Source organism: Labrys sedimenti (genome assembly GCF_034424805.1).
Taxonomy (GTDB): Bacteria; Pseudomonadota; Alphaproteobacteria; order Rhizobiales; family Labraceae; genus Labrys; species Labrys sedimenti.
Map to the genome: position 1 here is coordinate 25,554 of NZ_JAXOUF010000032.1, position 7,048 is coordinate 32,601.

Genomic DNA, 7,048 nt, shown 5'->3' on the forward strand with positions numbered 1-7,048 from the left:
CTCAGTTCGCAGGAAATCGGCTTCCCATAGCGAACAGCCCCGCCCCATGAGCTCGTGTCGTCGGATCAATTCAGGTCCGACTGCAGGAACAGCCCCTTTGTGAGAAATGCGATTTCAGTCCGATTGCGCGCCTTGATCTTTTGCATGATGTTGCGGACATGCACCTTGACCGTGCACTCGCCAACATTGAGGCTGTACGCAATCCGCTTGTTCGCCTCTCCCTGGCGCAACAGGCGAATGACATCAAGCTGCCTATCAGTGAAGAGATGCTGGTTCTGACCGTCACGCGCGCCCGGATCTGAAACCGACGCAGCAGCAGATCGGAACGCTGCGAGGCTACAAGCTGGAACAAAGATTCCCCCAGCGCGCGCCAGGCGGATGGCTGCAACAGCCACGTCGAGATTGGCACTCATCGATATATAGCCTCTTGCGCCCTGTTCGAGCGCTTCGACAATTTCAATGGCTTCCTCCATGTCGGACACGACGATGACTTGCACTGCAGGGGCAGCGCGAAGGACAAAGGCCACATTGCGGCGAACCGCAACTCTGGTCGGCTCAAGCCCCGTGGCGCATAGGAGAACAATCCCAACCGGGACATTGGGAGCTGTCCGATGCCAATGCTCCACATCCCGATAGCTAGCAAGCGCCAGGCCGGTATCGGCAACTGCAAGGCAATGCGCCAGACAGTCGCGGAAAAGAATATTCCCATCGATGACGGCAACGCTGGTTTTCGGAGGGTTTTCCGGCGCAGCGTCCAAGGCCTGATCCTGATCCTCGGAAGAGCCGGAGATTGAATCGTCCTCGCTTCCAATTTCCGACAAAGACACCGCTTGCTCGAAATCTTGATTTTTCATCGGCGAAGTATTCATGGACCTAAGTCTCCGACGGACCTCTCGTGAATACCTGGCCCAAACTCTCACAGTGAAAGAGTTAAGATTGCCGTGGCCAAGGCCCGCCCAGCAAGCGCAACGAACGAGCTTCTGGTGCGACTATCTACGCATCGGCCCCTGCGACGTGACAGGCTCGGAAACTACTCAGATCCGGGCATCCACTGTTACCTTACCCTTGATGGGCTCCGAGCCGGGTCGGCAATCGAAAGGCACGCGAGCGCATGCCTTACATCTCGCTTTCTGAGCGCGATATCAACGCAGGTACATCATTCGAATGTGAAAGGAAGCCGGCCCACGTACACCTTCTCAGCAGTGTCCGCGCTTGATCGTATCTGGGGTTCTACCAAAACCGAGCGCTTCGCCACCTTGCTTGTTGTTTCTCCAGCCCGCCCTGCGACGCGCGATTATTCCACCACGACGTGCCAAATGCCGCCCTTACCGTCCCCAGCTTTATCACCTGCTTTCTTGTCGTCCTTATAGAAGTACAAAGGCTTGCCGTCATAGGACCATTGCATTTGACCGTCCTTGCGCCCGATCAGAGTCCAATCCTTCATCATCTTCTCGCCCGTTTTACCCAAATAGGGCGGCCAGTTCTTGGCACAATCGTCATAGCAGCTCGAGACTCCTGCCTTGTCTTTATCAAAGACGTAGAGCGTCATGCCATTTTTGGCCTTGAGCATGCCTGCGTGAGCTGCAGGTACGAGCAGGGCAAGCGCAGCACACAAGACCGCAGCGCCCGTCAGATGTATCTTCATCACGATAATCCCATGCACCGCGTTGCCCGCAGTGTGAAGGCATGCAGATGCCCACCTGTTCCTTGACGGCACGAGCCTGCAATTATCCAACGTATGCCGCCGGCAAGGGCAATTACAGGCTCGGAATCTACTCAGGCCCGGCTCTAGGCGGTCACTGCGACAATCGGCGTCGCTACCGCGATTTCATGATAAGATGACACGCCACCGGATTTGTGGAGGATCTCACGAAAGCAAGAGCATCATGCCGACCCATGACCTACCCGGGGACCGGCAGGCACTTCCTCAATCCAGGCGGTATTCCCTGCCACGGCGGGGGCCTTCGAGCGGGGACAACGACTTTCTGGTTGTCGGGATCGGTGCCTCGGCTGGTGGACTGGATGCTGCAGCCGGTCTCATGAAAGCCCTGCCCGCGAAGAATGGCATGGCCTTCATCCTGATACAGCATCTCGATCCCACACATCACAGCATGATGGCGGACCTGCTGGCGAGCCACACTTCTATGGTCGTCGGACAAGCTGAGGACGGCATGCGGCTTGAGCCCGATCACCTCTATGTCATTCCACCCGGAACCTACCTCTCGGTCGCCAACGCCGCTCTTCGCCTTTCGGAACCCCAGGCCCGCCACGGCGCGCGTCTGCCTTTCGATTTTCTGCTGCATTCCCTGGCAGAGGAGTATGGCGATCGCGCCGTCTGCGTGATCCTTTCCGGAACTGGAGCCGACGGCAGCCTTGGGCTGAAGGCCGTGAAGCACGAAGGCGGCCTCGTCATCGCCCAGGACCCCGATGAGGCCGGCTATGACGGCATGCCGCGCAACGCAATCTCGACAGACTCAGTGGACCTCGTGCTCCCCGTTGCCGGGATTCCCGACGCACTGGCCCGATATGATCGGCGGATGGCCCTTCCAGGCACAAAAAGCAATTTGGGCCTGGAGGGCTCTACCCAAAAGGGCGTATCCCAAATACTCGAGCTTCTTCGTACCAGGACCGCTCACGATTTCACGCTCTACAAATCGGGGACGCTGCAGCGCCGGATCGAACGGCGCATGGCAATGGCCGCGATCGAGCGCGACGGCGTAGGGCGATATCTCGATCTGCTGAGCAGTGATGCGGACGAACTGGATCTGCTTGCCAAGGATCTTCTTATCAATGTCACCAGCTTCTTTCGCGACCGACAAGTATTCGATTTTCTGGCTACGAAGATCATTCCCAACCTCGTTCGCAACCATCCACCCGATCGGCCGCTACGCATCTGGATCGCCGGCTGCAGCAGCGGCGAGGAGACCTATTCCCTGGCGATGCTCTTTCGCGAAGAGATCGCGGCTGCAGCGCGCCACCTCAAATTGCAGGTTTTCGCCTCCGATGTAGATCCGGACGCCGTCGCAAGCGCACGCGAAGGCCTTTACCCAACGACGATCGAAACCGAGATATCGCCGGAACGGCTGGCACGCTTCTTTGTGAAAGAAGAGCAGGGCTACAGGGTTTTGCCCGAATTGCGCGCAATGGTGGTCTTCACGGTACAGGACGTTCTGGCTGATCCTCCCTTTTCCCGCCTCGACCTGGTCTCATGCCGCAATCTTCTGATCTATTTGCTGCCGGAAGCGCAGGAAAAAGTCATCGCGCTCTTCCATTTCGCGCTGCGGGAGGGCGGGTTTCTCCTTCTCGGCAATTCGGAGACCATGCTCAACGCCGCCGATCGTTTCGAGGTGATCTCCAAGCCGGAACGCCTCTATCGCCGGATCGGCCGCACTCGGCCGGGAGATCTCGACTTTGCGCTGAACGCTGGCGATGGCTTGCGGGTACCGGCCCGCATGGTGCAAAACAGCGGACCTTCCAGACAAGCCGCCCTTGCCGAACTCTGCCGGCGTATGGTGCTGGAGACCTACGCACCCGCCGCGATCTTGATCAATCGGGAGCATGAGTGCCTTTATTATCTGGGGCAGACCGATCGCTATCTGCATGTGCCAGCGGGATCTCCCACACGTGACCTGCTGGCCATGGCCCGGCAGAACATACGCATCAAGCTTCGATCGGCCATTCAGCGCGCCAGCCAGGAGAACGTACGGACTGTCGTCGCCGGTGTCCGTTCGAACCGTGATGACGGGGGATCGTTTCGCATCGTCGTGCAACCGATCCAGAATGGGGGTGAAGATCTGTTGCTGATCTGCTTCATCGACGAGCCGGCTTCCACTCGAAGGCAACCGCATGGGAGTACATCCCATGATGCGCCTCGGATCGCCGAACTCGAGGAAGAGCTGGAAGCGACCAGGATTGAGCTGACAACCGCCATCCGCAATCTGGAGACTTCGAGCGAGGAACAAAGGATCATCAACGAGGAAGCCCTCTCTGTTAACGAAGAATACCAGTCGACCAATGAGGAGCTGGTAACGTCGAAGGAGGAACTGCAGTCGCTCAACGAGGAACTGACTGCCCTCAACAGCCAACTCCAGGAAACACTGGAACGCCAGCGTACGACTTACAACGATTTACAGAATGTCCTGTACAGCACCGATGTCGCGACACTCTTTCTCGACACCAATCTCAACATCCGCTTCTTCACGCCGGCGACCAAGGCGCTCTTCAGTGTCATTCCGACCGATGTCGGCCGACCGCTCGCCGATTTGAGTTCGCTCGCCACCGACAGCGCGCTTCTTGCGGATGCGCGAACGGTGCTGGATACGCTTCATCCCATTGAGCGGGAAATCAAAGCGCGCAACGGCAGCTGGTACCTTCGGCGTATCTTGCCCTACCGTACCCAGGACAACGGCGTCGAGGGCGTCGTTATCACTTTTGCCGACATTACCGAGCGCAGGCACGTGACGGACGCGCTGGAAACGGCGAGGCGGGAGGCACAACGCGCCAACATTGCCAAGTCACGCTTTCTGGCCGCCGCAAGCCATGATCTCCGCCAGCCTCTTCAGGCGCTCAGCCTGATGCGAAGCATTCTGGAAAAAAGCATCAGGGAGGACAGGAAGGAAGAGGCGCTGGTGCTGGTCGCGCGGCTCGATGATACGACCACCGCCATGTCAGGCATGCTGAATTCGCTGCTCGATATCAACGAACTCGAAGTAGGCACCGTTCATGCCGAGATGGCCAGCTTTCCGGTCGCCGATCTGCTCGCGCGCTTGAGGGAGGAATTCACCTATCATGCGCAAGCGCAAGGCTTGGTTCTGCGTGTCATTCCCTGTGGCCTGTCCATCTACAGTGATCCGCGTCTGCTCGAACAGATGATCCGTAACCTGCTGTCAAACGCCTTGAAATATACCAAACGCGGCAGAGTACTGCTCGGCTGCCGCCGACATCGAGACAAGCTGAGCATGGAGATCTGGGATACCGGCGTCGGAATTCCCAACGAAGAACTGCAGGCGATCTTCGACGAATACCATCAGCTGGACAATGCCGCGCGCGAGCGCGGTCGCGGCCTAGGGCTGGGCCTGTCTGTCGTTCGACATCTGGGTGAACTGCTCGATCATCCGGTGCATGTGCGCTCGCGTCCGGGCAAAGGCTCGGTCTTTGCCGTGGAGGTCATGCTGCAGACGCAGCTGGCGGCAGCGGTCCAAGGGTGGCAGTCCCCCCAGGCGAAAGGCAAGGTCGTCGTTCCCCATCGCTCAGGCGCCATTCTGATCATAGAAGATGATCCAGAGGTACGCGATCTTCTGGACCTTCTTCTCGCGGGTGATGGCCATCAAACGGCGACGGCGGCAGACGGGCCTACCGCGCTCGGATTGATTACACGAGGAACCATCCGGCCGGATCTCGTCCTGGCGGACTACAACCTCCCAAATAATCTGGATGGGCTCGCGGTTATAGCAAAGCTGCGGACCCTGCTTCATCGGAATATCCCGGCTATCATCCTGACCGGTGATATATCGGCGGCAACGCTAAGTGATATTGCGAACCATGATTGTATCCAGCTCAATAAACCGGTTCGGCCAAAGGAACTGATACAGACCGTTCAGCACCTTCTTCATGCGCCGCGGGCGTCGATGCCCACTCCTTCGCGCGGCCTTGACAATACAGGGACGAGCAGAACTGTCGCCGCGATCGTCTTCGTCGTCGACGACGACAGGTATATCCGCGACACAATCTGTAAGATGCTTGAGGAGGATGGATACACAGCGGAGGGGTTCGCGACGTGCGAGGCGTTTCTGGAGGCTTACCACCCAGGCCCCGAAACCTGCCTTCTGATCGATGCGTATCTCCCCGGCATGAGTGGGCTCGAATTGTTACGCCATCTGGATCATGCGATCCACCGACTGCCGGCCATCATGATCACCGGCAACAGCGACGTGCCCATGGCGGTTGAAGCCATGAAGGCAGGGGCCTTGGATTTCATTGAAAAGCCCTTCGGCCAAGGCGAACTGCTCACCAGTGTCAAACGGGCGCTTGAACGATCTCGCGACGCCAGCGCCTTGTCCGCCTGGCGGGAAGCCGCGGCAAGCCATATCGCCACCCTGACGAAACGGCAGCGACAAATTATGGACCTGGTTCTCTCCGGCCACCCCAGCAAGAATATTGCGGCAGACCTTGGCATCAGCCAGCGCACCGTCGAAAACCATCGCGCCGCGATCATGAGGAAGACCGGCTCGAAGTCCCTTCCGGCGCTGGCCCGAATTGCACTCGCGGCCACTTCCACCGATTCGTAACGAACCTGTCAGGCGGTCTCGAAGAAGTTGCAGCCGGATGGACGTGAAGTGGCAGCCGCGAGAGCAAACTGTGTCTCGCGGAGCGGCAATTGTCCGCTCTGCTTGGGCAGGGAGGAGGTTGTCAGCACTTAACGTCTGCCGGCACGGCCCGTAGCCCACGCATGTTGATCGACAACGTCAGCCTGTTTTGAGCCCTCAATACTTAAATATCGACGCGGCGGGCGCGGTCAGATGGGAGAGCATGTGGGTCATACCATTTATCTCGATGGACGGCATCGGGAATACGACATGCGGACTGCCCCTATCGCGGTAGACAAGCCCCGCCCACTTGCCCGTCCGGTGGGTTTTGCGGCGGATTCGCTCGCGCTTGAGCAGGTTGAAGGAGCTCTCTGCCACGGCGTTGTCTTGGCAGTTCCCGCGTCGGCTCATCGAATGCTTAAGATTCTGGTGCTTCAGAAAGGCTACAAAAGGGAACCCCGATTTGAACCTGCGACGCCAAGTGCCTGATTTTGCTCATGCGAGTGTGGGGACATCACAAACAAAACCCCGCTAACCGTTTGGCTTAGCGGGGTTATTTCGTAGCCGATCGTAGTTTTGTGCGGCTTTATCGTACTTTATACCAGCCTGCGTGATCACTGACTCACGCTGGGGATTCCCAAGCGGTCGAAAGTCTGAATCTATGGGGCCCTTGGGTGGAGGGCGTGACCATGGGCTCGGCGATCGGCTTGCGGGCAGATTATGACGGAGCGGCGTTGCGGCGA

General features: G+C 58.4%; 3 protein-coding genes and 1 pseudogene. 1 reads left to right on the forward strand and 3 read right to left on the reverse strand.

The genetic code is table 11. The annotated features are described in order from the left end of the window. Window positions 1–65: 65 nt before the first annotated feature. Together U1R88_RS33395 and U1R88_RS33400 are read right to left on the reverse strand one after the other, a co-directional pair. Complete coding sequence (locus U1R88_RS33395; protein ID WP_322435192.1) at window positions 66–869, reverse strand: response regulator transcription factor; 804 nt, start codon at window positions 867–869, stop codon at window positions 66–68. A 425-nt stretch (window positions 870–1,294) separates the two neighbouring features. Then, complete coding sequence (locus U1R88_RS33400; RefSeq protein ID WP_322435194.1) at window positions 1,295–1,645, reverse strand: COG4315 family predicted lipoprotein; 351 nt, start codon at window positions 1,643–1,645, stop codon at window positions 1,295–1,297. A gap of 241 nt (window positions 1,646–1,886) precedes the next feature. On the opposite strand from U1R88_RS33400, the gene U1R88_RS33405 reads away from it, so the two are divergent. Continuing rightward, window positions 1,887–6,287: a chemotaxis protein CheB gene (locus U1R88_RS33405; RefSeq protein WP_322435195.1), complete on the forward strand. Its 4,401-nt coding sequence runs from the start codon at window positions 1,887–1,889 to the stop codon at window positions 6,285–6,287. Between the two features lie 333 nt (window positions 6,288–6,620). On the opposite strand, the pseudogene U1R88_RS33410 reads toward U1R88_RS33405, so the two are convergent. Beyond that, window positions 6,621–6,749: pseudogene (locus U1R88_RS33410) on the reverse strand (IS3 family transposase); the annotation flags it as partial. Window positions 6,750–7,048 lie beyond the last annotated feature (299 nt).